The following is a 22,370-nucleotide window of genomic DNA, read 5'->3' as shown; positions in this document are numbered from 1 at the left end:
TGTCAGCCGGTGAGGCCGGCGTCGTGGGCGTGTGGCCGGAGCCGCGTCTGGTCAGGCTGGCGAGGTAGCCCCGAGGATTGAGAAGAACGCTCCCTGTGGATCGGTGAGCACCGCGAACCGGCCCCGCGTCAGGTCGGTCGGCGGCACGGACACCGCCCCGTCCAACCGTTGCGCCTCGTCGGCGACGGCGTCGGTGTCTGACACCGCGAAGTAGACCATCCAGTGCGACGGGAGGTCACCCCAATCTTCGCCGATCATGGGCATCATCCCGGCGACCGGGCGGCCATCCAACTGCCAAGTGGTGTAGGTGATTGGGCCCATCGGTCGGTCGTCCGCCGTCCAGCCGAACACCGACCCGTAGAACTCCTTCGCCCGGTCCCACTCCCGGGTGGTCAGCTCGGGCCAGGTCAGCGAGCCGGGCACGTCGAACACCTCGGCCCCCGGCATGCCGAGCGACTGCCATACCCCGAACGGCGCCCCGGCCGGATCGGCGAAGAGCGCCGTCCGCCGGGAGCCGGGGACGTCGGAGGGCTCGGTCAGGATCCGGCCGCCGGCGGCGCTCACCCGCTGGCAGGCCCTCTCGGCGTCGTCAGTCGCCAGGTAGGGCATCCAGGCAGGCGGCCGTTGCGGGCCGGCTCCCAGCCCGGCACCGGCCACCGGTTTGCCCTGCTGGTGGAATACGAGGTGACCGTCAGCCGCGGGTTGCCGGTCCGCCTCGGCGACGGCCCAGCCGAACAAGGGCGCGTAGAAGCGCGCCGCGCCGGGGAGGTCGGTGGTGACCAGGTCGACCCAGGCGGGTGCCCCTGGTGGAATATCTGTCATGGCTTCGGCTTCGCTTCCTCTGCTCGGGCAACTCTCGGCGGGATGGTGGCGGGCGTGATTCGCCCGGTCCAGCCGAACAGCTCCGGGTAGAAGCGCCGTGCGTCGGCGAGATCCGGGGTGGCCAGGTCGGCCCAGCAGGCCGTGCCCGGCGGGACGGTGCTCACGTCGGCCCCTCTCGACTGGGGGCGGCCACCGCCGGCACACCCTGCCGGCATCGTGGCACCGTTCGCGCGTCATACGGGGCTGATCGGGCGAATCGTCAGCTGAACCGTCGTCCGGATCTGCCGCAGATCGGGCGTTATCGAGCGGGAAAGACCTGCGGTGGGCGCTCGACGAGCGGTCGCGCCGACGATTAGCGTCGTGGTGGTGTTGCCAGGGGGAAGCCGCCCGTGGGGTTACTGCAGTAGCGCGGTAGGCACGGTGAGGTCCTCGGAGGCGTAGAGGTTCGTGATGGCGTCGGGATCGTCGGCGGCGCAGACCGCGGCGATCGCGTCGATGAGTTCGTCGTACTCGGGACCGGTGTCGCCCTTGTAGGAGGCCGCCATGCGTCCCCACTCGTCCCACGGCAGCATCTCGACCTTGTTCAGCGCGGCGAGATCCCTGATTGCGTTTCCCCGGATCTCGGCCGGCCCCCAGTTCTCGGTGCCGTACACGCCGAAGGTCGCCGCATCGATATACCCCCGCCGGAAGGCCGCCCACGCCTCACCACCGGTGAGAAACTCGTCGGCGGCGAGGTCTTCCGGTTTCGCCACGAGTGAGCCGCCCAGGATTTCGGAGTCGATTCGCACCCAGCGGCCGTCCTGCGGCTGCCGGTACTCGGTGATCCAGTGGTCCACGCCCTGCCCAGGTTGGAAATACGTGGCGAAGCCGCAACGGGCTCGGGCCGCGATCCCGCGGTAGCGCAGCAAGGCACAGCTCAGCACGGCGAAGTGCCGGCACGTGCCAATCGCCCGCCGGGCGGGCTCGCGGGCGACGGTCAGCGGGGTCGCGTCGAGGGCAAGCAGGGCGCCGATCAAACCGTTGACGGGACGGAGCTGGTTCTCGGCGAACCGCTCGTCGGGCAAGCTCAGGCCCTTCGCGTCGGCCGGCTGGATGACGAGATCGTGAACAAGGCGGCAGATCTCCACGGCCTCGTGCGGGAGGTTCGCCAGCGCAGGCTCATGGACCGTGTCAATCCTCGTTAGTGGACCTGCCTCCGCGAAATCGATCGTCCCCGTCATGCCGGGCATCGTAGGTGCCGCCACCCAGATCTGCTGTCCCCCTGACCAACGCGACCGCCTCGCGACATTTGGCGGAGACTCGGCGCCATGCCTGGCGCCCAGGGACCGGTTCCATGGCCATCAGAAGAGCTAGTCACGGTTACCGACCGGCCCGCACGACGCCCGCATCTGCCGCAGATGGTGAGTCACGTTGAGTGATGGACCGGAGCGGCCCTCGACGCGCGATCCTGCGGATGTGCGGGCACTCCAGCCCACGAACAAACTGCCCCTCGCAGGTAGGAGCACCCATGACAACAGGTGCCCGCAGGGCATAGCGTGCACTCGATGATCCGACCTGCCTTCCTCGACGCCGCCGAGACCGCCGCAGCTCTGTTGCGCGAACCGATGCTGGCCGAGCGGTGGTCCACGCCCAGCGCGTTGGCCGACTTCTCGACGGGCGGCCTGGCGCGTCATCTTGCCTACCAGGTAACTCACACGGTGACCTTCCTGGGCGCCGCGCCAGGACAGTCGGCGATCTCGGTGCTGGAGCATTTCACTGGCAACACCTGGGTGACTTCAGGCATTGACAGCGCTGACAACATCGGCATCCGGCGCCGCAGCGAGCAGGCAGCCGCGTCGACGACCGCCGCGGACCTGGCGGTCACCGTCGATGCCGCGTTGACCGAGCTGCGGGCCGTAGTGCCAGCACAACCTCTCGACCGCATCGTGAACCTCGGCGACTGGGGTCTGAGGGTCGATGACTTCCTATTGACCCGAGTCATGGAGCTGGTCGTGCACGTCGACGACCTCGCTGTCAGCCTCAGCTTGCCGGCGCCATTGATGCCGGCGGCAGCGGCCGAAACGACGATCCATCTGCTGAGTAGCCTCGCCGTCTGGCGACACGGTTCCCTGGACGTGATACGCGCACTGGCTCGGCAAGAACGAGCTCCCACCTCAATCGCCGCCCTCTGAGACCCTCGCGTCGCTGAGACAGCGCGCCCTCATCTGCCGCCGACCGGGCGCTACCCAGCGTGACGAGGATCGCGGACGCCCTTCGTCCGATCGTGCCGAATTGAGAATGTCGCTCGATGTTCCGACGGCCCTGGTCAGGTGCCGCTGCGGCCACAATGCGCTGAGGTCTCACGTAGAAGCGCGTCGCCGGTCCGGTAAAGCTCGATCAGTAACGGCTTGAGCGTCTGACCGGCGGCAGTGAGCCGGTAGACGGTATGCGACGGGAATCCCTTCTGGCGACGGCACTCGATCAGCTCGTCCAGTGCCAGCCTGGTCAGCCTCTCGCTCAAGACCTTCGCGCTCAGCGCTGGCAGCGCGGCACGCAATTGGCCGAATGAGCGGGGTCCATGCATCAGTTCTCGCAGGAGGAGCGTCGTCCATCGGCCGCCGACAGCGGCGAGCGCAACTTCCACGGGGCAGGTTGGCTCGGGATGTCTTGTCTCGCCGCGGGTGTCCGGGACCAGATCACGATCCCAGCCGTTGCTTACCGTTTGGTTACCTGCGGCGGGCTCGGTTTGACTGACCACATGACCTCCGACTTCAGCATCCACCCTGACAGCGTCCTCCTGACCGGCGACGCCGGCCAGCACCCCTGGGCCTTCGCTCGAGCCTTCAATACCGGTGATGCCGCTGTTGTGGAACAGGTCTACGAACCAGACGGTGTCTTTGTCGCCGCGCCGGGCCAAGCTGTCACCGGCGCCGCCAGGGCGGCGGCCAATCAACGCTTCCTCGATCTGGGCCTGCCGATCGACATTTGTCCACGGCACATCTACGTGGCCGACGATATCGCCCTACTGATTGTCGACTGGACGATCGACGGCCAGGGCACCGACGGGCAGCATGTGCACCTAGAAGGCACCGCTACCGACGTGGCACGCCGTGGCCCCGATGGCTACTGGCGGTACGTCATCGACAATCCATTCGGCACCGCCAGGTTGTAGGCCCGACGCCGGCGGTCGGGTGGGAAGGCTCATCGACGACAAGTCGAGCGGAATCCCAACGTCTCGGCGCTGTAACAGAACGCTGCGATCCAACGCTCTGTCATGCCGCCGATCGTGTCTTACTCAGCGACACGACAACCGGCTGAGGCCGGAGGTCGCTGGCACACCCTCTAGAGCGTCCTAGGACGTGGATTTCTCGTTCACGCATAGGCGCGACCGGCTCGCGCCCATCGCGACTGCCCGCAGGCATCCAATTTCCCGGCGTGAGCGGTCAAGTCGTCGACCTGGTCGAAGGCCAGGACACACCCGAGCCGGTACGACACCGAATCTACACGGACATCCAGCAGAGCGACCGACCGCTGACCGACCTGCTCGACGACGAACTCGACGACGATGCGCTGCAGCAACAACTCGAGGACCACATGGCCACCGCCGAACTGTCACGTCATGCGGTCAGGGTGACCACCAGCGGTGAACCCGACGGGCCACGGACCCGGTTGGAGTGGCGCGGACGGCTGTCCGTGACGCTCCTCGGTGCGGCCGGCGGCATGGGCGTCAACGTCCTGAGCAACGATTTCGGCTACCGGGGCGTGGCCGGCGCGACCGTGGCCGGCGCGGTCCTGTCGGCTGTTGCCTCGCTGCGCCGGCTGCCGCCCCGCGCGCCCCTGGTTCGCTACACCGCCCGGTCCCCTGCTCGCCCTCGCCCTGCTCGACGCAATCGTGGCCGCCGTCGGTCCGGCGTCCTGGGCCGCCTACGCCACTCTGACCGCAGCCGCCCTGACGATCATCGCCGTTCTTACCACCAACACCACCGATACCGCCGTCACCCTGCTGGCCGGGGCAGCGCTCATCGGCCTCGGGGTGGCGCTCATCGGCCTCGGCATCGCGATCCTGGTGAAGGAAACCCGTCTCACGAGACAGTTGCGAGAGTGGGTCGCGGCCCTGACGCGGGATCCCACGGGCGATGAATCAGCCGGGAAGGACCCGGGCCGGGTAGGGGAGTCTCCGGCACCTAGCCCCATCTGGTGTTGCCGTACCGGCCGATGCCGGCCGCAGGCCGCCAGGGAGCCGGACACGGCAACACCGACGGGGCCGTCCGGCGATGTTTCGGGGCGCGCCAACATGCGCACCGCCACCAACCGCGACTCGCGCTGGCTGTTCCCCGGCCGCCGCGCCTTCCCGAAAAGGACGGCACTGGCTCACCTGGTGTTGCCCGGCAGCACTCCGGCACGTTCGGAAAGGTCGCCAACTGCCAGATCGGGGTAAGCGTCCACGCGGTCACTGACACTGCGTCCTGCCCGCTCGATCGCGGTGAGGGTCAGCCGGGGAAGGATCCGTCGAGGTGGTAGTGGTGCCACCAGTCCGGGCGGTGAGTGTGGATGATGCCGTCGGCTCGGGTCAGGAGCAGGTAGTTGCCGTCCTGCACCAACGCCGCGTCCTCGGTGCGGCTGGCGAGGACTCTCCTGACCGCCGCGACCATGTTGGGGATTCCCTTCTCGACGATGTCGTCGGCCCGCATGGAGAAGGTGACGGACACGTACGTCGCGGGTTCCCATTCCCACCGGGCCTCGCCGTCGGCTTCGGCATCCCAGTAGCCGTCGCTTCCGGCGCGGACGGTGATGGCGTAGCCGCGCTGATCGTACAGCCGGGCGGAGAAGAGGGCAGGGTTCGACGTCGGACGTGGGACTTCGCGGGGGTCGGCAGCGGTCAGGGCAGCTACCTCTGCGACGGGCGGGTCACCGGCCAGGACCAGGCGGAACTCCACGGCCATCAGGGTGCCCCCTTTAGTCTCGCCGGACGATCTGACGGATCGTACCGTCGCGGGTGACCACCGCCAGTTCCTTCAACCCGCCGATCGGCCACTGGTCGAACTGCCGCCGCAAAGCCACCACGTCACCCTCCCAATCCTTCAAGTTCAGCACCACCCGCTGCGTCTGCTCATCGTCGATCTTCTCCCGGACCTGGCTCCACACGTTGCGCACCGACGTCCGGGCCTGCGGCGAGTAACAGTCGAAGACGTGCCCCTCGATCAGATAGTCCGGATCCTTGTCCGGGTTACCACGGTCACCGGTACGGGCGCGGGCATCGCCGACCTGCTGCCCCGTGGGATTCTGACGCACCCGGTACCCCTTCACGGCAACGGTATCGGCACACTCGTTCTCCAACTCCAAAGCTCGTCGACTGCTGTCATCCGCCCTGGCTCCGACCCTGGTACGCGGCCCAGTCGGCGTGCCATTCTCGGTCCCCGTGGCTTTCCTACCCCACGCCGAAAGATCGTCCTGCTGCTGCTCGGACACCACGCGCGACGCATCGCCGCGAATCATCGGCGCAGGGCTGGCCGGTGCAGGACGACCGGCCCCGATCAGTTTCCCGACGACCCCAACCCCCGCGCCTGCCCAACCGCCGCTTCAGCAGCCTGCTGCACGGCACCACACCGCTGAACCACAAGCACCAAAACCTGCTTGACGCCGTCAAGAGACTGCAAAAGCGGGCCCGGCTGCCCGCCCCGCAAAACCGTACCGACGAGTTGCCTGGCCTGATCGACATGACCGATCACCGCGGTGGTGGCCTCACGGGCACCCGCGACGGCCTGCTGCACCTGCGCCAACCCAGTAATGGTCTCCTGAGGAGTAGCAGCCTCCCGAGGCACACTCACGGCAGCGGTAGCCGCCTCACCCACCGTCCCGGCGGCCCCACCCAGCCCCACCTGAACAGCGGAAATCGCGGCGCGAACCCGCGCCATCCCGGCCGCGACCGCCGCGAACCCCGCACCAACGGCTCGGGCAGCGACCTGCTGAACCTGATGATCAGCCGCCGCGGTGAGACTCTGTGCCCGCTCCAGACCCGCAGTCACAGCCCGCAGCTCGCCGGCGATCTCCTCAATGCTCGACACGAATCAATCACCCCGACCGAGGGCACCGTTGCATTGAGCGTTCGCAAGATCGAGGCAGGCTTGAGCAGTGAAGCCATCGACCCGCTCTCGCCCGTGGCTGCCTCCGACATCGGCGTTCGCCGGGTTCCGGTTCCCGACCGAGGTGATCGTGGTCGCGGTCCGCTGGTATCTGCGCTTCAACCTCTCGTATCGCGACGTTGAGGAACTGCTGGTCGAACGTGGGGTCGAGGTCGATCACGTCACCGTCTACCGGTGGGTGCAGCGGTTCACACCGCTGCTGGTCGACGCCGCCCGATTCTCCCGCCACTCGCCAGGTGACAGGTGGTACGTCGACGAAACATACGTGAAGGTGAACGGCGTATGGCACTACGTGTACCGGGCGGTCGACCAGTATGGGCAGGTCATCGACGTGCTGGTCTCGACCCGCCGTGACGCCTGCGCCGCCCGGGGGTTCTTCCGACGCGCGCTGTCCACGTTGAAGGTGACACCCAGCGAGATCGTCACCGACGCCGCCGCGGTCTACCCTGCCGTGCTCGACGAGCTGATCCCGTCCGCGTGGCACCACGTCGAACGGTACGCGAACAATCCGATCGAAGCGGATCACAGCCAGTTGAAACACCGGTTGAGACCCATGCGCGGGCTACGAACGGACAAGACAGCACAGGTGATCATCGCCGGCCACGCCTTCATGCAGAACCTCCGCCGCGGCCACTACGAACTCGCCATCGACACCCCGCCCGCTCTGCGGGTCGCAGCGGCGTTTACCGAACTCGCCCAAGCGATCTGACCCGCCCATGCGGCACGGGCATAACGCGTCTTCCGATCCGATCCCACAACGCAACGGCGCCAACAGGGCTGAGCGGGCACTCGTTCGGGCGGGCGCCCCCGTTATGACAGGGAAGCTCATCGATAACCTTTGGTGGCCTTGACGATCTGCGGGCTGACCACGATGGCGTACCCGACGAGAAGCGCCGAGGTGAGCCCGAGCAGCAGGCCGGGTTCGGTGACCACCAGCGTCACCACGATGGCCAGTGTGATTCCCGCCAGGCCGACGATGAACCGGCGCCGGGGCATGCGACCGAGAGCGAAGCGGTGCAGACCCAACCCGGACAGCATCCACGTGACGATCGACCCGCCCAGCACGAGTCGCGCGTTGAGCGGCATCTGACGCGACTGCCCGATCTCGTACACCACAACGCCCAGCGCCCATCCCAGGAAGAGCATGGCCGCGCCGGCGGGTGTGTGGAGATAGGCGTAGCCCTGACCGCTGCCCAACTGCGGCACAGCGAGCCTGCTGTTCACGTAGGTGGTGTAAATCCACCAGATGCTGGCGGGCAGAAGGAAGGCCGCAACGGCGGCGGCCACCACGCGGGCGGGCGGGTGGGCGGTGGGTACCGCGTCACGCAGGTTGGTCAGCGTGGCGCCGAGCAGAATGATGGTGAACTGCCCCAGCCGTTCAGGCAGGTGGGTGCTGTGTACGGGATGGCGGCGCAGCCAGCGGCGGCCGAGCCACGGGGTGAGCAGCTCAACAGCCAGGGCGGTGATCCACACTGCCGGTCGTACGGTCGGGGAGATGGCCAGTGACCCAGCCCAGAGCAACCACCCGGTACCGAATCCGGTGAGATAGACGGCGACCAGATCCCAGGCGGACCGGTCGGCTGCGAGGACTCGCAGGTACATCAGGAGCAGACAGCCACGCACGATCAGGTACCCGACCGGCAGCAGCAGGCCGGAGGGGGCCTGCTGCACCCCGAGGGTAATGGCGCCAGCACCAACCGTCGCAGCCAGCACGAGCAGTCGGTGCAGAGTGTCGTCCGGGTCGTAGCGGGTGTCGTAGAAAGACTGGCCGATCCATGACCACTGGATGAGCACGTAGAGCACGACGGCAACGACGAGCTCTGCTGCAGTCGGCGATGCCCGGATGTCCAACCGCGCGGTCACGCCCAACAGGGCCAGGACGAATACCAGATCGAAGAAGAGTTCAAGCCAGGTGGCATGCCGCTCTTCGTTCAGCCCCGGCCCGCCGGGATAGCGCAGCCCCAGCAGACCGACGGTACGGGACAGCCGATTCAACCCGCCGCCTCCGGCCAATCGCCCGCCCCCCTCCCCACGCGGTCACTACTACTGGCAATCATCACCTAACGGGTTGTATCGGGCGCCAAGGACACACCCTGCTGCACCGGTTCCTGCCGCAGCTGAGCCACCCAGTTACGCAGCGTCTCGTGGTTGACGCCCAACTCCCGGCCCACGTCCCGGATCCTGCGGCCGGAATCCAGCACCAGCGCTGGCCTGGCGGTGATCCCGCCACCACCCCCACACACCGCCCGGCTCAGGTAGCAGCGGCGCGATCACCGCCCACGCCTCATCAGTCAACTCGCCACGACGCACCACCGATACATCGTCGGCGATCAACCACTACAAGATCTGCAGTACGCCTAGGCGCAGTCGACCAGCACGTAGACCTTCCGGATGGTCTCGTGCACATCCCAGGTTCCAGACCAGCCCAGCGGCAGGACGAGGACGTGATATGGCGAAAGCTGGATTGCCTGCACCCTAATCTCCAGTCGATGCAAGTTCCCATCCACCGGAAACGGCGTCTGAAACCGGTGCCGCGCTCTGTGTCGGAGTCTTTTGTGGCCGATGCGCCCTCGGAGCGCGGGGCGACGCCCAGCGAGGGCGTTGAAGGAGATGAGTGGGGCGCCTACGTCACGCTGCTACGTACGACAGAGACGAACGCGGGATTGCCTGTCGGGCGCGAGTCCTATGGCAACGGAGGCCTCGTAGTAGTCGCCGGAGTCACGACCGGCCAGGGAGGGCGGGAAAGCCGCACGCTGCCCCAGCTGGCCGGGACCTACCTTGTGCTCGGTGTCGCATGCTGCCTGATGGCGCGCCGTCTCTGGGCCGGCGGCCAGACCAGCGGGGTACGCCTGTCCGCCGAGGCCACCCGGCGGCTGCGGCAGATCCGGTTCCTGCAGACGCTCTCGGTCGAGCACTCGGGCCAGGCGGCGCCGCTGTCGGTGCAACTCGGCTGGAAGTGGGGCCGGCAGTGGGCCGAGCAGCCGCTGAGCCTGCCCGACGTGGTGGCCGCCTACCGCGAGTTCACCACCGAGGTGGCGGCATGGTGGCGCGACGAGACCGACAACCGCGGAAGGCTGGTCATCGCGATCGATGAGCTGGACCGGATCGCCGAACCGGAGCTGGCGGAGCGGTTCCTCAACGAAATCAAGGCCATCTTCGGGATAAAGCACTGCGCCTATCTGGTATCAGTCTCGGAGGAGGCACTAGTCAACTTCGAGCGGCGGGTGGTGCGCACCCGGACGGTCTTCGACAGCGCCTTCGACCACGTCGTTCACCTGCGCCCGATGCTGATGTCCGACTCGGTCACTCTGCTGCGGCACCGGCTGTCCGGCGTACCGTCGTGTTTCTGGATGCTCTGCCACTGCCTGGCCGGCGGCATGCCGCGGGACGTGCTGCGGGTGGCTCGGATGATGTTCGAGCTGCACCGCAGGTCGACGGTTGGCAAGGAGCTCGATGCGATGACCGCCCAGCTCGTGGCTCTTGAGGTGCAGGCAGTGAAGCGGGGCTTCCAGCAGCGGATCGTGCGCGACGTCGCCGAGGGCGGGGACCCGAAGCTGGTGAAGCTGATGTCCGACCCGCAGTGGCCGAAAATCACCGCCCGCGGGCTGCGGACGGCGGCGGACGAGCTGCTCGCCGACCCGGAGCCGACCGAAGCATCGACCGCGCTGGCCGCCGCCCTGCTCTACTACTCGGTCGTGCTGGAGGTCTTCCGCCGCGACTCGCAGATCGTGGCCGATTGGCGGCACTTGGACCTCGGCGCGGTCCGCCGCAAGCCGCTCGACGAGGATCCGCTCGCCATCGACCTGGCCCGCGCCCACCAGCAGCTCGCGGTCGACCCGCCGACGGCGCTGCAGCAGCTACGCCAGGTCCAGGGGCATCTAGGGTCGTGACCGCGATCGACAAGTAGATCCTGCTCGAGCGATGGCTACACGAACACCTCGCCGACGTCGGCGACCCGGACCACGCCCACCTGCTGCGCCGTTTCGCCACCTGGCACGTCATGCCCCGGCTCGGCGCCTGCGCCGAGACCCGGCCGATCAGCCCGGCCGGGCGCCGCTACGCAGGCGAACAGATCCTCCAAGCCACCGCCCTGCTCAGCTGGCTCGCTGGCCGAGGCCGCCAGCTCGCCGGCTGACCAGGCCGACGTCGATGCCTGGCGCATCATGCAAACCAACAGCAATCGCGTCAATATCCGAGACTGCCAGTCCGAGTAGATGTCCGAAAATGCGGGCACACCCTCAGGCTCTACATCCTCCATCGGACCGATGAGCACGTTCACCCGGAACGAAGTGCCCGGCTCCGGGCGGCACCGCCAACTCGGCATGCTCGAACAGACCGGCATGCTCGGTGGCGTTCCGCGGTGGCAGCCCGACGTCGTACTCACCGGCGAGCAGCAGCGGCTTCCCCCGAACTCGGCGAGTCCTTCGGGGTGGTGACCGGGTCCAGCGCACCGTCGGCGTAGTAGAACGGCACCGCGTCCTTGCGGAACTGTTCGGTGTACTGCGAGGGACGTGCCCCCAAGACATCCTTTGTCCTGGCTCTCCTGCCAGGGATCAGGGTGTCCGGTTCGACGGGGGAAGCTCGGCCTGTCCGAGGGTCATCATCAGCCGGTTTGCCCAGGCGAACATGGCGCTGACCGCGAAGAAGTCAGCGATCGCCGGGGCGTCGAGACCGACGCTGCGGAGGCTGTCGACGTCGGCCGCGTCCACGGTGGGCGGCGTGGGTGCGATCTTGGCGGCGACGGTGGCGACCGTCCGCTGCCTGGGGTCGGCAAGGGCCGACGGGCCGGCCTCGGCGAGTAGGACGGCGGTGACTTGGTCCTTGGAGAGCTGGACTTGGCGGCGACCGTGCACCGAGGCGCAGTATTCGCACCCGGTGGTCAGCGAGGTCGCCAGCGCCGCGAGTTCGCGGTCGGCCCTGTCCAGCTTGCCGGTTCCGGTCATGATCGCGTCGTACAACGCAGTGCGCTCGCCGAGCACACGGGGGTCGTGCAGCAGCGTCAGGTAGAACGGCGACCATTTCTTCGGCGTTCTCGCGTCGGCTCCCGCCTCCTTTTCCGGAGGTGCGGGAGCGTCGACAAATGGCCGCCAGCGGTAGGTCGGGAAGCGGACGGAAGGCGTCGGGAGAGCGGGTGAGGTCGCCTGCTGGGCGCTGCTGGGCGCGGCGGTGGTGGCCCCCGGACCCGCGGCGGCCAGCGCGGACAGACCCGCGAGCAGGCGGGTGCGATAGCTGACGTAGCCCACGATCTGGGTCACCACGACGATCTCCGTGGCGGTGATCCCCATCTGCACCAACTGCCCGATCTCCTCCTCGCCGGAGTGGGCCGGGTCGAGCGCCACCTGCTCCGCGTGATCCAGCAGCGCAGCGGTTCGCTCGGGAAGTTGGGTCCACCGGCCCTGAGCCACCACGGCGGCGGCGCCCGGTTCCAGGGTGTCGAGCTCCGCGGCGTACTGCTCGAGCAGGGACTGGTGGTTGTTCACGGCGGCGACGCAGATCGCCACGCGGAGTCGGTCGGCGCGGCTCACCACTGCGTCGTCGTGCGGTCGCAGCACCTCGGCGTCGACGGAGGCGGTGAAGCTCCGGATGTCGTCACGCACCAGCTCAAGAAGCGGTCTGCCTGCCACCCGGATCCTCCTCGGTGATGTCTTTCGCGCGTTCGCCCGCCCAGCCGTGGGCCTCTCCACCGTGCAGGAGCGAGACGTATAAGTTCAAGAGAGATCTCCTTCACACTATCATCACATTTCGTTATAGTTTGCATGTGATCGAACTGAAGCACCTACGACTGCTGCGAGCCATCCAGAGCCAGGGCACGCTCTCCGGGGCCGCCCGCGAGCTCGGGTGCTCCCAGCCCGCCATCACGCAACAGGTTCAGGGGTTGGAGCGCTATCTCAAAACCCCGCTGCTGGTACGCGGCCGCCGTGGCATCCAGCTGAGCCAGGCCGGTCTCGTCCTCCTGCGACACAGTGAGCAGATCCTGACCGCCGTGTCTCTTGCCGAGGCGGAGGTCGAGGCCGTCGCCGGCCTGCGCGCCGGCCGCATCAGGGTGGCCAGCTTCCCCAGCGCCGCCGCCGCGCTGTTGCCGCAGACGTTCGCCGCCATCAAGGCCGAGCACCCCGGCCTGAGCATCGAGATGGTCGAGGCCAACCCCCCACGCGCCTTCGAGCTCCTGCGCAGTGGCGAGTGCGACCTGGCGGTGGTGTATTCCCGCAGCACCGGAGGCGAGGTGACCGAGGAGGTTCCACTCGAGGAGAACGAGGTGCTCACGCCGCTGTTGGTCGAGCGGGTCCACGTGGCGCTGCCCGCCTCCCACGAGGCGGCCGCGCGACGGTGGGTGAACCTGGGTGACCTCGAGGACGCCACCTGGATCGCCGGCTGTGCGCTGTGCCGAAGCCACCTGCTGCGGGCGTGTCGGGCGGTCGGGTTCAGCCCGCGCATCGGCTTCCAGACCAACGACTACCTCGCGCTGCACCGGCTGGCCGCCCTCGGCCTGGGCGTCGCCCTCGTCCCCGAGCTGATGCACGCCGTCGCGCCGAGCGACAGCGCGCTGGTCCTCCGCCCGCTGGAGCCGTTGAACACCCGGCGAGTGGGCGCGGTCACCACCGAGGCCCTGATGCACCTGCCCGGGGTCCAGAGGATGCTGGAAGAGCTGCAGCGAAGCGCCCGGGACCTGGGCCTGGCCGAGGCCGGTTAGAGCTCGGGAGTGTCACGATCGCGTGACACCGACGAGGCATAACGGCAGATTATATGTGACCTACATAACCTGCAGCCCAGCTTAACCCCCAATTCCTTGAGGTTTGCGGATTCCAAACGGCAGACTGGCGGCCATGTCCTCGGCACACGGCAACCGTGCCGCACTCCGAGCCGAGCGACGTATGGCGCCCGAGGTGTCCCCACGCTGACCGCCTCGGCGCCCCACGAACAGCAATGGCAGCAGGCCACAAGGAGCCCCAACGATGTCGCACGCCCGAACCCGGCTCATCCGACGACCGCGCCTCGGTCGCCGACCTGTCCTGGCTGCGCTCGCCGCAGTCCTCGGCACCGCGATGCTCGCGGGATGCGCCACCGGGGGCTCGTCGGGCGGTGGCGGCGACACCCTCAAGGTGGGTCTGGCCCGCACCCTGACCTACATGCCCGGGTACCTGGCGGACAGCCTGGGCTACCTCGACGAGGAGGCCGAGAAGGTCGGCAAGAAGGTCGAGGTCGTTCCGTTCGACAGCTCGAGCCAGAGCCTCGCGGCGCTAGCCGCCGGCCAGATCGACATGGACGTGCAGCTGGCGCAGAACGCCGCTCGTTCCCAGGTGCAGGGGCAGGATCTGGTCATCACCGCCACGCTGAACGACGCCGGCGTCGGCGCGCTCGTCGTCGCCCCGGGCATCACCAAGCCGGCCGACCTCGAGGGCAAGACGGTCGGTTTCACCGGCAAGGCGACGGCGGCCTACCCGCTGCTGCTGGCCGCGCTCGAGCGCGACGGCGTCGACGCCTCCAAGATTAACTTCCTCACCATCAGCGACCAGTCCACGTTCCAGGCGGCGCTGTCCGGCGGCGACGTGGACGCGATCCTGCCGGGCGAGCCGGTCATCTCCAAGACCGTCACCGACGGAGACGGCAAGGTCATGTACGACTTCTTCGACCGGGCGCTGGTCAAGGAGATCATGGGCGGGTCGTACGCCTCGGTGACGCTCATGGCCAACGGCAACTTCGCCAGCAAGAACCCCGACGCCGTGCGCGCGGTGACGAAGGCCTTCGAGAGGTCGATGACCTGGATGAAGGAGCACAAGGACAACCCCGACGCGGTGCTCGCGGAGCTGCCCGACACGTACGCCAACCTGAAGCCGATCTTCGCCGAGCTGTTCGGTCGCATCGAGCAGGCCCTCCCCGAGAACCCCGCCACCGATCCCGCCGCGCTCAAGACGATCATCGACATCGACAAGCAGCAGGGCTCGATCGACAAGGACAAGCAGATCGACGTCGACAAGCTGTACGACAACGGGCATCTTGGATGAGTTTCAGCCAGCTTGTCCAGCAGCGCGCGCCGGGCGACGCGACGTCACCTCGTGACGCCGTCGCCCGGCGGCGCGGCCGGCGCGACCCCTACGTCGGCCTGATCCGGCTCGGCGTCGTCGTCGCCGGTCTCGCGCTGTGGCAGCTGCTCACCGCGACCGGGGTGGTCGGGCCGCGGCTGCTGCCGCCGCCGGGCAGCGTCGCGCAGGTTCTGAGCACCTGGGTTTCCGACGGCACCCTCTGGCCGAACCTCGGCTCCACCACGTACGCGCTGGTCCTGGGCGTCGTCATCGGCACGCTCGGCGGCACGGTCGTGGCGTACGTGCTGGCGGCGATCCCGCCGCTCGCGGTGGCGCTCAACCCGTACCTGGTCGCGATCAACGGCCTGCCGCGCGCGGCGCTGGCCCCCCTGTTTCTGCTGTGGTACGGGATCGGGACCACCACCCAGGTCGCCATGGCCACCCTGCTGATCTTCTTCCACGCCTTTCTGACGGTCTACGAAGGCCTGCTCGGGGTCGACCGGCGGCTGCTGGACAACCTCACGCTGCTGGGCGCGCGCCGGTACGACGTGTTCCGGCTGCTGTATCTGCCGGTCACGGCGTTCCGCATCGTCACCAGCCTCAAGGCGTCGATCGGGCTCGGTTTCCTCGGCGTGGTCGTCGGCGAGTACATGGGCGCCACCACCGGCCTGGGCGCTTTGCTCGCCTCGGCGCGCAGCGTGTCCAACCTTGACCGCGCCGTCGCCGCCCTCGTCCTCATCGCTCTCGTCGCGGCCGTGATCGCAGCGCTCGTCGGGTCGTTGTCCGCACGGTTCGAGAGCCGCTCGCTGAAATGAGACCCTCACCATGATCCGACTCGAGCACGTGTCCCACACCTTCGCGACCAGGACCCAGGACGTCCGGGCGATTCACGACGTTTCCCTCGACATCGAAGCCGGGTCGTTCGTATCCGTGGTCGGCCCGTCCGGCTGCGGCAAGTCGACCCTGCTCTCGCTCATCTCCGGCCTGATGCCGGTGCAGACCGGCTCGGTCAGCATCAACGGCGCCCGGGTCGAGGGCGTCCGGCGGGACGCGGCCATGATGCTGCAGAGCGATGCCCTGCTGCCGTGGCGCACCGTCCGGCAGAACGTCGGCCTTGCGCTCGAGATCCGTCGAGAGCGCAAGGGCATGGCCGACCGGGTCGACGCGATCATCGAGCGGGTCGGGCTCGCCGAGTTCGCCGACGCGCGTCCCGCCGAACTGTCCGGCGGCATGCGCAAGCGGGTCCAGCTGGCCGCGAGCCTGGTGTACTCGCCGTCCATCATCCTGATGGACGAGCCGTTCAGCGCGCTGGACGCCTTCACCCGAGCGAGCATGCAGCAGCTGCTCCTCGACCTGAGCCGCTCGTCCGAGGCCACCGTCCTGTTCGTCACCCACGACCTCGACGAGGCCGTCGCGCTCTCCGACAAGGTGGCCGTCTTCACCAAGCGGCCCGGCACGGTGAAGTCGGTCCACACCATCGACCTGCCCCGGGACCGTGCCGTCACGGACGTGCAGTCGCTGCCCGGGTTCGCCGAGGCCCGCCGCCGCCTCTGGGAGGAGTTGCGCGGCGAGCTCGGCACCGACGACGAGGCCCGCAGGCAGGTGCAGCATGTCGGCTGACCCCGCGACGCCGAGCCGCCGTACCCGTACCCTGAACTACGGCTTCACAAGGCCGCAGTACTCGATGCTGACCACGCTCCTCCTGCGGGTCGGTGCCGGCATCCTGCTCATCGGCGGGTGGGAGGTCGGCGCGCGCAGCGGCGCGTTGCCCGCGTTCTTCTACAGCTCCCCGTCGGCGGTTGTCGAGTCGATCGGCCGCTGGTGGGACGAGGCCGTGCTGTTGCCCAGCATCGGCATCACGCTGTTCGAGGCGATCGCCGGCTATGTCCTCGGCGCCTTCGTCGGCGTGGTACTCGCCCTGTGGCTCGGCACGACGCGGCGGCTCGGCCCGGCGCTCGAGCCCTTCTTCACCGGGTTCTACTCGATTCCCAAGATCGCGCTGGTGCCGTTCCTCATCATCTGGTTCGGCCTGGGCACCACCTCGAAGGTCTTCGCCTCGGCCCTGGCCGTCGTCGTCCTGGTGTTCTTCAGCGTGTACCCCGGCGTGCGCAACGTCGACAAGCAGCTGGTCGCCCAGGTGCGGCTGTACGGCGCGAGCCGCTGGGACTTCTATCGCAAGCTGTATCTGCCGGCCACCTTCATGTGGCTCTGCGTCGGCCTGCGCAGCAGCCTCGGATTCGCGTTCTCGGCCGCCGTCGTCGCGGAGTACCTCGGCTCGAAGGTCGGCCTCGGCTACCTCATCCTGCAGGGCCAGTCGACGCTGCGTACCGGGGACATCTTCGCCGGGCTCGTGATCACCGCGCTCGTCGTCATCGCGATCGACCTGCTGCTGCGTCGGCTGGAAGGCATGGCGGCACGGAGGCAGCTCGGGTGACGTACGAAACGGATCGACCTGCTCGGGTCGTCGTGGTCGGCGCGGGCCCCCGCGGCCTGGCGACCGCCGCGCGCCTGCTCGACCTGGCGGCGGACCGGTGCGAGGTGCACCTGGTCGACCTGTTTCCCGGCGGGCGGGTGTGGCGGCGTGAGCAGGACCCGAACCTGCTCATGAACTCCCGACTGCGTCAGGCGACCCTCTTCGCGGACGAGTCCATCGACGGTGTCCGCACCGCTGCCGGCCCCACCTTCGCCACCTGGTGCGCCGAGACGGCACCCCACCTCGACCTGCCCGCGGAGGCAGCCGCAGAGCTGCGGTCGCTCGGGCCCGACGATTTCTCCTCGCGGGCGCTGTTCGGCCATTACACCCACTGGGTGCTCGACCGGCTGCGGGACGCCGGCGCGGTCGTGCACGCCGACGAGGCGGTCGCGATCGAGCCCGACGCCGACGGCGACCACACGGTCCGGCTGGCGTCCGGCGCTGCCCTGCGGGCCGACGCCGTCGTCCTCGCCCTCGGTCATCTGCCCATGGCCTCGACGGCCCAGCAGGCCGAGTGGGCCCGTTTCGCGCAGGCGCACGACCTGGTCTACGTCCCGCCGGGGCCCGCCGCCGAGGCAGCTATGGACGCCATCGGCGCCGGTGAGCCGGTCGCGGTCCTGGGCGCGGGACTCAACTTCTACGACGTGATGGCGCTCTGCACCCTCAGCCGCGGCGGGCGTTTCGAGCGCCTCGACGGCCGGCTGCGGTACGTGCCCTCCGGGCAGGAGCCCGTCCTCTGGGTCGGCTCGGCACGCGGTGTCCCCTACGTGGCGCGCGCCGAGCGGGCGTCCGCCAATGCGCTGGCGGTCATGACCGCCGACTGGGTGGCCGCCCGCATCCGCCGCGGCCGGCTCGACCTGAACACCGACGTGTGGCCCGACGTCGTACGCGACATGCGGCACGCCTGGTACCAGGCCGCCCTGGAGCAGGCCGGCCGCGAGGTCGAGCCGCTCGAACTCGCCACGGCGCTGACGCGGCTGCCTGCCGAGGGACCCGAGGTCGACCGGTGGTGCGCCCACACCTTCCCCGACATCGCACCCTTCCGGCTCGAGGAACTCTGCGATCCCCTCAAGGGCATCGCCGACCCCGCCAAGGTCGAGCGCCGGCTCCGCGACGTACTCGACTCCCACGTGGCCTCCGCGTACGCACAACCGCGCGGACCCGTCACCGCCGTCGGCGAGCGACTCGCGATAGCGAAGGACGTCGTCCGGCACCTCGTCGCGAACGAAGCCTTCACGGCCGACTCCGTGCTCGGCGACCTGCAGGGGTGGTTCCGCAGCATCGGCGGCTTCATCGCGGCCGGACCGCCCGTCGAACGGGTCGAACAACTAGCCGCGCTCATAGACGCGGGGCTGGTCCGGGTCGCCGGACGCCGGGCCGTGCTCACCTGTGACGAGGAGGTCGGGTCGTTCGTGCTGGGCTCGGACACGCTGGCCGGCCTCCAGGTCCGGGCGGTCATCGAGGCACGCCTGCCCGCCGAGGACCTGCGGCACACCACGTCCCGCCTGGTCAGCCAACTGCTCTCCAGCGGTACGGCGCGACCCGCATCGCTCGAGGACGAAGCGGGGCCGCGTACGACAGGCGGGCTCGATGTGACCCGAGCCCAGGACCCGCGCCCCTGCCGGGTGATCGCCGCGGACGGTACGCCGTGGGAATCGATCTTCGCCCTGGGACTTCCGGTCCAGCCACTCGAGTGGAACATCGCCAACCTGCCGCAGCCGCACACCGGCGCGCGGACGATCGTCCAGGCCGACCGCATCGCCCGCCAGATCCTGGCCGTGCACGAGCGGCGGTCGCACGTCACCTGACCACCACCGTCGACCGTTGACGCGGCCGACCGACACACCAGGAACGCGAATCAGTATGTACACCGTCATCGAAAACGCCCTGATCCTTACCGGTAAACCCGGTGGGGTGATCGAGAACGGCTCCGTCGTCGTGGACCGCGGTCGGATCGCCGAGGTCTCCGACTCACCTGTGCCATCGACCGGTGAGGTCAACCGCATCGATGCGACCGGCTGCACGGTCACGCCCGGCTTGTTCAACATGCACGACCACATCGCCCGCAAGAAGCTGCGGATCTCCGACAAGGCGACGACCTACCGTGCACAAGCCGACATCCTGATGCGCCAGCCGCTTCCGTTCCTCGCGCTGCACTCGGCGGCGAACATCCTCGCCCAGTTGCGTTCGGGCGTTACGCACATTCGTGACTACGGCCTGCCCGGCTCCACCGGCATCCAGACCGCGCGTGCGGTCAAACAGGGCGTGATCCCGGGTCCGACGATTTTGGCCGGCGGCGATCCGATCTGCATCACCGGCGGCCACGCCAGCAACTGGGGCGCCATGGAGGCCGACGGCCCGGTCGGAGTGATGACCGCGGTACGGAAGCAGATCAACGCGGGCGCCTTGGTGCTGAAGTTCATGGGCTCCGGAGGGCTCGGCACCTACCCCGAGGAGGACCCGGGCATTCCGGAGCTGACCCCGGAGGAGCTGACGGCCGGCATCAGCGAGGCGCACAAGTTCGGCAAGCGCACCGCGACCCACGCCTACAGCACCCAGGCCATCCTGAACGCCGTCCGCGCCGGCACCGGGACGATCGAGCACGGCGCCTTCCTCGACGAGGAGGCCGTCGCAGCCATGGTGGAGCGCGGCACCGGCCTTGTACCGACCCTTTCGAGCGTGATCGCGATCGCGTTTCAGCACAGACTCGTCGGCAACGACGACATGTACAAGCGCATCCTCGAGGACATCGTCGGCCCACACATGGAAAGCGTGCGGATGGCGTGGAACGCCGGAGTGCCCATCGCCACCGGCACGGACACGTCCGGTGAAGTGGTCGAGGAACTCGAGCTGATCACCGAGGCCACCGGCGCACCAATCATCGACGTCCTCCGTTGCGCAACCGCGACAGCCGCTGAACTGGCCGACGTGGAGTCCCACACCGGTACTCTCGAGCCCGGCAAGACCGCCGACATCGTCATCGCCGAAGGCGACCTCCTCAAGGAGGGCTGGCAGGTGCTGCGCCGCCCGCGGACAGTGTTCAAGGACGGCATCTCCTACTCGGGCGAGGCCATGCCGCTCGGGGTCCGCCTCGGACAGCGCAACGGTCTCTACGACTGACCGGGATGCGGTACTCGCCTGGTACTCGCGCACGCAGGTCAGCCGCCGGTCCGGCCCGATTCACCTGCGGGTATGCTGTCGCCAGGTCACGAGCGCCAGCGTCAAGCCCCGGCTTGCTGGCCGGCAACCCTCGTCGAGTTCGCGGTGGGGTGCCCCGGGTGATGACCGGGCCCAGCCCGTCCGGTGCTGGGCAAGCGCGGACCCCGGCCCGGTGCGTAACTCCGGGGTCCTCCGATCCCGGAGGTGGTTGTGTCCGTCACCCTCGTACCCCCGCTTTCCGCTCGGCCGCTCGACGTGCTCGGCGTTGCCCTTGCCGAAAACTCATCCGCCCTGGTGGGATCCGGTCCGCGCGGTGTCGACCGCGGTCGCTCAAGCGAGTGCTCTCGCGCGGCTGGCGAGCACTGCGGCATGCTGATCGACCGTGCTGCTGCGACTGGCCTACCTGGGCGTGACGAACGCGTTCGCCGTGCTGCGCCTGCTGCCGATGAGCGACCGGACCAAGGACATCGAGATCCTGGCCCTGCGCCATCAGATCACGGTACTGGAGCGCCATCTGGGCAAGGAGAAGGTGCGGTTCGACCCGAGCGATCGGGCGTTCTTGGCGGCGCTGCTGCACCGGCTGCCGTTGGACGTCCTGCGGAGGTTTCGGCTGTTGGTGTGTCCGGACACGGTGCTGCGCTGGCATCGCGACCTGGTCGCACGCCGCCATGCTGCCGAGTCCCGGCCCAAACGGCCCGGCCGACCCCGAACGCTGCGCTCCGTGCGCGCCCTGGTGTTGCGCCTGGCGCGGGAGAACCCTCAGTGGGGCTACCGGCGACTGCACGGTGAACTGCTGGTTCTGGGAGTGAAGGTCGCCGCGTCCACGGTTTGGGAGATCCTCAAAGAGGCTGGGGTCGATCCAGCGCCTGAACGGTCCTCGAGCAACTGGGCTGCCTTCCTGCACTCACAGGCCGATGCCCTGCTGGCCTGTGACTTCCTCGAAACGGTCACGTTGACCGGGGCGCGGATGTACGTGTTCGCGGTGATCGAACACGCAAGCCGTCGGATACGGATTCTGGGCGCTACCGCACACCCAACCGCCTCGTGGGTGGCACAGGTGGCGAGGAATCTGGTCATGGATCTTGAAGATGCCGGAGGTAGGGCGCGCTATATGATCCGCGACCGGGACGGCAAGTTCCCTGAGCTGTTCGATGCCGTCCTCGCGGACGCGGGTATCGAGGTCGTGCTCAGCGGCATCCAGATGCCTCGCATGAATTCGATCATGGAACGTTGGGTGCAGACCTGCCGCCGAGAGCTCTTGGACCGGACTTTGATCTGGAACCAGCGGCATCTGCTTCATGCCCTGCGCGAGTTCGAAAAGTTCTACAACGGACACCGTCCGCATCAGGGCATCGCGAACGCCCGGCCACTGCACCCGTTGCCCGCGCAGATCGGCGAGCCGGACAAAATTGCCCGGCTCGACATCCGACGACGCGATCGGCTTGGAGGCATCCTCCATGAGTACGAACATGCCGCCTGAACTGCGCGGATGAGATTTTCGGCAAGTGCAGGGTTCTGCTCGCGGCCGTAGGCGACCGCGCCGGCATAGCAGGCCCGGATGTGGCTGAGTTCGGCGTCGGTCAACGCGTCCCGGCCTGCGGCCTTGGGCTCCGCATTACAGAGCGGCACGCGCAGAAGCTGCGCCAGCTGGAAGAGCCAGCTACCCCCCGACGCTACGCGGCCTCTCGACCGCAGACAAGCCACTCCACAGATCGATTGTCATGACAGCTTCGTCCTGCTGTCGATGTCGCCTGCACGGCCGACTTCGCTGCA

General features: G+C 68.4%; 25 protein-coding genes, 3 pseudogenes and 1 riboswitch. Of the genes and pseudogenes, 13 read left to right on the top strand and 15 right to left on the bottom strand.

Features of this window, described 5'->3' with window-relative positions; all coding sequences use genetic code 11:
- Positions 1-51: 51 nt before the first annotated feature.
- The 3 genes and pseudogenes from IEY61_RS27270 to IEY61_RS27260 all read right to left on the bottom strand — a co-directional run bounded on the left by IEY61_RS27270 (position 52) and on the right by IEY61_RS27260 (position 2,042).
- On the bottom strand, positions 52-822 hold the full coding sequence (locus IEY61_RS27270; RefSeq protein ID WP_189049410.1) for a VOC family protein: 771 nt from the start codon (positions 820-822) through the stop codon (positions 52-54).
- Positions 823-872: 50 nt separating this feature from the next.
- Positions 873-986 (bottom strand): annotated as a pseudogene (locus IEY61_RS27265) (VOC family protein); the annotation flags it as partial.
- Between the two features lie 231 nt (positions 987-1,217).
- On the bottom strand, positions 1,218-2,042 hold the full coding sequence (locus IEY61_RS27260) for a transglutaminase-like domain-containing protein (protein ID WP_189049409.1): 825 nt from the start codon (positions 2,040-2,042) through the stop codon (positions 1,218-1,220).
- A 324-nt stretch (positions 2,043-2,366) separates the two neighbouring features.
- Between IEY61_RS27260 and IEY61_RS27255 the strand changes: the two genes are divergently transcribed.
- Positions 2,367-2,993 (top strand): maleylpyruvate isomerase N-terminal domain-containing protein, encoded by a 627-nt coding sequence (locus IEY61_RS27255; RefSeq protein WP_189049407.1) that lies wholly within the window; start codon positions 2,367-2,369, stop codon positions 2,991-2,993.
- A gap of 134 nt (positions 2,994-3,127) precedes the next feature.
- Here the strand turns inward: IEY61_RS27255 and IEY61_RS27250 are convergent, their stop codons facing one another.
- A complete protein-coding gene (locus IEY61_RS27250; RefSeq protein WP_189049405.1) occupies positions 3,128-3,445 on the bottom strand; it encodes a winged helix-turn-helix transcriptional regulator in 318 nt (105 codons plus the stop codon).
- A 114-nt stretch (positions 3,446-3,559) separates the two neighbouring features.
- Here IEY61_RS27250 and IEY61_RS27245 point away from each other — a divergent pair, with 114 nt between their 5' ends.
- Positions 3,560-3,973 carry a YybH family protein gene (locus IEY61_RS27245; RefSeq protein ID WP_229706483.1) on the top strand — a complete coding sequence of 138 codons (414 nt, stop codon included), beginning with the start codon at positions 3,560-3,562 and terminating at the stop codon, positions 3,971-3,973.
- A gap of 200 nt (positions 3,974-4,173) precedes the next feature.
- Here IEY61_RS27245 and IEY61_RS27240 read toward each other — a convergent pair whose 3' ends face one another.
- On the bottom strand, positions 4,174-4,395 hold the full coding sequence (locus IEY61_RS27240; protein WP_189049401.1) for a hypothetical protein: 222 nt from the start codon (positions 4,393-4,395) through the stop codon (positions 4,174-4,176).
- A gap of 762 nt (positions 4,396-5,157) precedes the next feature.
- On the opposite strand from IEY61_RS27240, the pseudogene IEY61_RS27235 reads away from it, so the two are divergent.
- Positions 5,158-5,277: pseudogene (locus tag IEY61_RS27235) on the top strand (transposase); the annotation flags it as partial.
- 14 nt (positions 5,278-5,291) lie between these two features.
- On the opposite strand, the gene IEY61_RS27230 reads toward IEY61_RS27235, so the two are convergent.
- From IEY61_RS27230 to IEY61_RS27220, 3 genes are all read right to left on the bottom strand, one after another.
- The gene (locus IEY61_RS27230) at positions 5,292-5,744 is read right to left on the bottom strand and encodes a SitI3 family protein (RefSeq protein ID WP_189049399.1); all 453 of its coding nucleotides are present in this window, start codon (positions 5,742-5,744) and stop codon (positions 5,292-5,294) included.
- A gap of 13 nt (positions 5,745-5,757) precedes the next feature.
- Positions 5,758-6,144, bottom strand: a complete 387-nt coding sequence (locus tag IEY61_RS27225) for a CdiA C-terminal domain-containing protein (protein WP_189049431.1) — start codon at positions 6,142-6,144, stop codon at positions 5,758-5,760.
- Positions 6,145-6,335: 191 nt separating this feature from the next.
- Positions 6,336-6,866: a DUF6244 family protein gene (locus IEY61_RS27220; protein WP_189049397.1), complete on the bottom strand. Its 531-nt coding sequence runs from the start codon at positions 6,864-6,866 to the stop codon at positions 6,336-6,338.
- A 97-nt stretch (positions 6,867-6,963) separates the two neighbouring features.
- On the opposite strand from IEY61_RS27220, the gene IEY61_RS27215 reads away from it, so the two are divergent.
- Complete coding sequence (locus tag IEY61_RS27215; RefSeq protein WP_189049429.1) at positions 6,964-7,653, top strand: IS6 family transposase; 690 nt, start codon at positions 6,964-6,966, stop codon at positions 7,651-7,653.
- Positions 7,654-7,769: 116 nt separating this feature from the next.
- Here the strand turns inward: IEY61_RS27215 and IEY61_RS27210 are convergent, their stop codons facing one another.
- From IEY61_RS27210 to IEY61_RS27195, 4 genes and pseudogenes are all read right to left on the bottom strand, one after another.
- The gene (locus IEY61_RS27210; protein ID WP_189049395.1) at positions 7,770-8,939 is read right to left on the bottom strand and encodes a low temperature requirement protein A; all 1,170 of its coding nucleotides are present in this window, start codon (positions 8,937-8,939) and stop codon (positions 7,770-7,772) included.
- A 65-nt stretch (positions 8,940-9,004) separates the two neighbouring features.
- The gene (locus tag IEY61_RS32240) at positions 9,005-9,115 is read right to left on the bottom strand and encodes a hypothetical protein (RefSeq protein WP_189049392.1); all 111 of its coding nucleotides are present in this window, start codon (positions 9,113-9,115) and stop codon (positions 9,005-9,007) included.
- Positions 9,116-9,143: 28 nt separating this feature from the next.
- Positions 9,144-9,254, bottom strand: a pseudogene (locus IEY61_RS27200) (IS5/IS1182 family transposase); the annotation flags it as partial.
- Positions 9,255-9,301: 47 nt separating this feature from the next.
- A complete protein-coding gene (locus tag IEY61_RS27195) occupies positions 9,302-9,418 on the bottom strand; it encodes a cupin domain-containing protein (RefSeq protein ID WP_189049390.1) in 117 nt (38 codons plus the stop codon).
- Positions 9,419-9,748: 330 nt separating this feature from the next.
- Between IEY61_RS27195 and IEY61_RS27190 the strand changes: the two genes are divergently transcribed.
- Complete coding sequence (locus IEY61_RS27190; protein WP_189049388.1) at positions 9,749-10,834, top strand: P-loop NTPase fold protein; 1,086 nt, start codon at positions 9,749-9,751, stop codon at positions 10,832-10,834.
- 35 nt (positions 10,835-10,869) lie between these two features.
- Here the strand turns inward: IEY61_RS27190 and IEY61_RS27185 are convergent, their stop codons facing one another.
- The 3 genes from IEY61_RS27185 to IEY61_RS27175 form a co-directional block, all read right to left on the bottom strand.
- Entirely contained in the window at positions 10,870-11,223 is a 354-nt protein-coding gene (locus IEY61_RS27185) for a hypothetical protein (RefSeq protein WP_189049386.1), read from the bottom strand.
- Positions 11,224-11,324: 101 nt separating this feature from the next.
- The gene (locus tag IEY61_RS27180; RefSeq protein WP_189049384.1) at positions 11,325-11,465 is read right to left on the bottom strand and encodes a hypothetical protein; all 141 of its coding nucleotides are present in this window, start codon (positions 11,463-11,465) and stop codon (positions 11,325-11,327) included.
- A 32-nt stretch (positions 11,466-11,497) separates the two neighbouring features.
- Positions 11,498-12,568, bottom strand: a complete 1,071-nt coding sequence (locus tag IEY61_RS27175) for a peroxidase-related enzyme (protein ID WP_189049382.1) — start codon at positions 12,566-12,568, stop codon at positions 11,498-11,500.
- A gap of 134 nt (positions 12,569-12,702) precedes the next feature.
- Between IEY61_RS27175 and IEY61_RS27170 the strand changes: the two genes are divergently transcribed.
- From IEY61_RS27170 to IEY61_RS27135, 8 genes are all read left to right on the top strand, one after another.
- Positions 12,703-13,635: a LysR family transcriptional regulator gene (locus IEY61_RS27170; RefSeq protein ID WP_189049380.1), complete on the top strand. Its 933-nt coding sequence runs from the start codon at positions 12,703-12,705 to the stop codon at positions 13,633-13,635.
- A 262-nt stretch (positions 13,636-13,897) separates the two neighbouring features.
- Complete coding sequence (locus IEY61_RS27165) at positions 13,898-14,947, top strand: ABC transporter substrate-binding protein (RefSeq protein ID WP_189049378.1); 1,050 nt, start codon at positions 13,898-13,900, stop codon at positions 14,945-14,947.
- A complete protein-coding gene (locus IEY61_RS27160) occupies positions 14,944-15,780 on the top strand; it encodes an ABC transporter permease (RefSeq protein ID WP_189049376.1) in 837 nt (278 codons plus the stop codon). The genes IEY61_RS27165 and IEY61_RS27160 overlap by 4 nt, the downstream gene beginning before the upstream one ends.
- A gap of 10 nt (positions 15,781-15,790) precedes the next feature.
- On the top strand, positions 15,791-16,585 hold the full coding sequence (locus IEY61_RS27155) for an ABC transporter ATP-binding protein (protein WP_189049374.1): 795 nt from the start codon (positions 15,791-15,793) through the stop codon (positions 16,583-16,585).
- Positions 16,575-17,399 (top strand): ABC transporter permease, encoded by an 825-nt coding sequence (locus tag IEY61_RS27150; RefSeq protein ID WP_189049372.1) that lies wholly within the window; start codon positions 16,575-16,577, stop codon positions 17,397-17,399. Before IEY61_RS27155 ends, IEY61_RS27150 begins: the two co-directional genes overlap by 11 nt.
- Entirely contained in the window at positions 17,396-19,246 is a 1,851-nt protein-coding gene (locus IEY61_RS27145; RefSeq protein ID WP_189049370.1) for an FAD/NAD(P)-binding protein, read from the top strand. Before IEY61_RS27150 ends, IEY61_RS27145 begins: the two co-directional genes overlap by 4 nt.
- A 55-nt stretch (positions 19,247-19,301) precedes the next feature.
- The gene (locus IEY61_RS27140; RefSeq protein ID WP_189049368.1) at positions 19,302-20,558 is read left to right on the top strand and encodes a metal-dependent hydrolase family protein; all 1,257 of its coding nucleotides are present in this window, start codon (positions 19,302-19,304) and stop codon (positions 20,556-20,558) included.
- 84 nt (positions 20,559-20,642) lie between these two features.
- A riboswitch (SAM riboswitch) is annotated at positions 20,643-20,761 on the top strand.
- A gap of 218 nt (positions 20,762-20,979) precedes the next feature.
- A complete protein-coding gene (locus tag IEY61_RS27135; protein ID WP_189049366.1) occupies positions 20,980-22,077 on the top strand; it encodes a helix-turn-helix domain-containing protein in 1,098 nt (365 codons plus the stop codon).
- Positions 22,078-22,370: the final 293 nt, after the last annotated feature.

Origin of the sequence: Micromonospora sonchi, assembly GCF_014646235.1 — a bacterium.
GTDB lineage: Bacteria > Actinomycetota > Actinomycetes > Mycobacteriales > Micromonosporaceae > Micromonospora > Micromonospora sonchi.
This window is presented reverse-complemented; position numbering and strand designations above follow the sequence as displayed.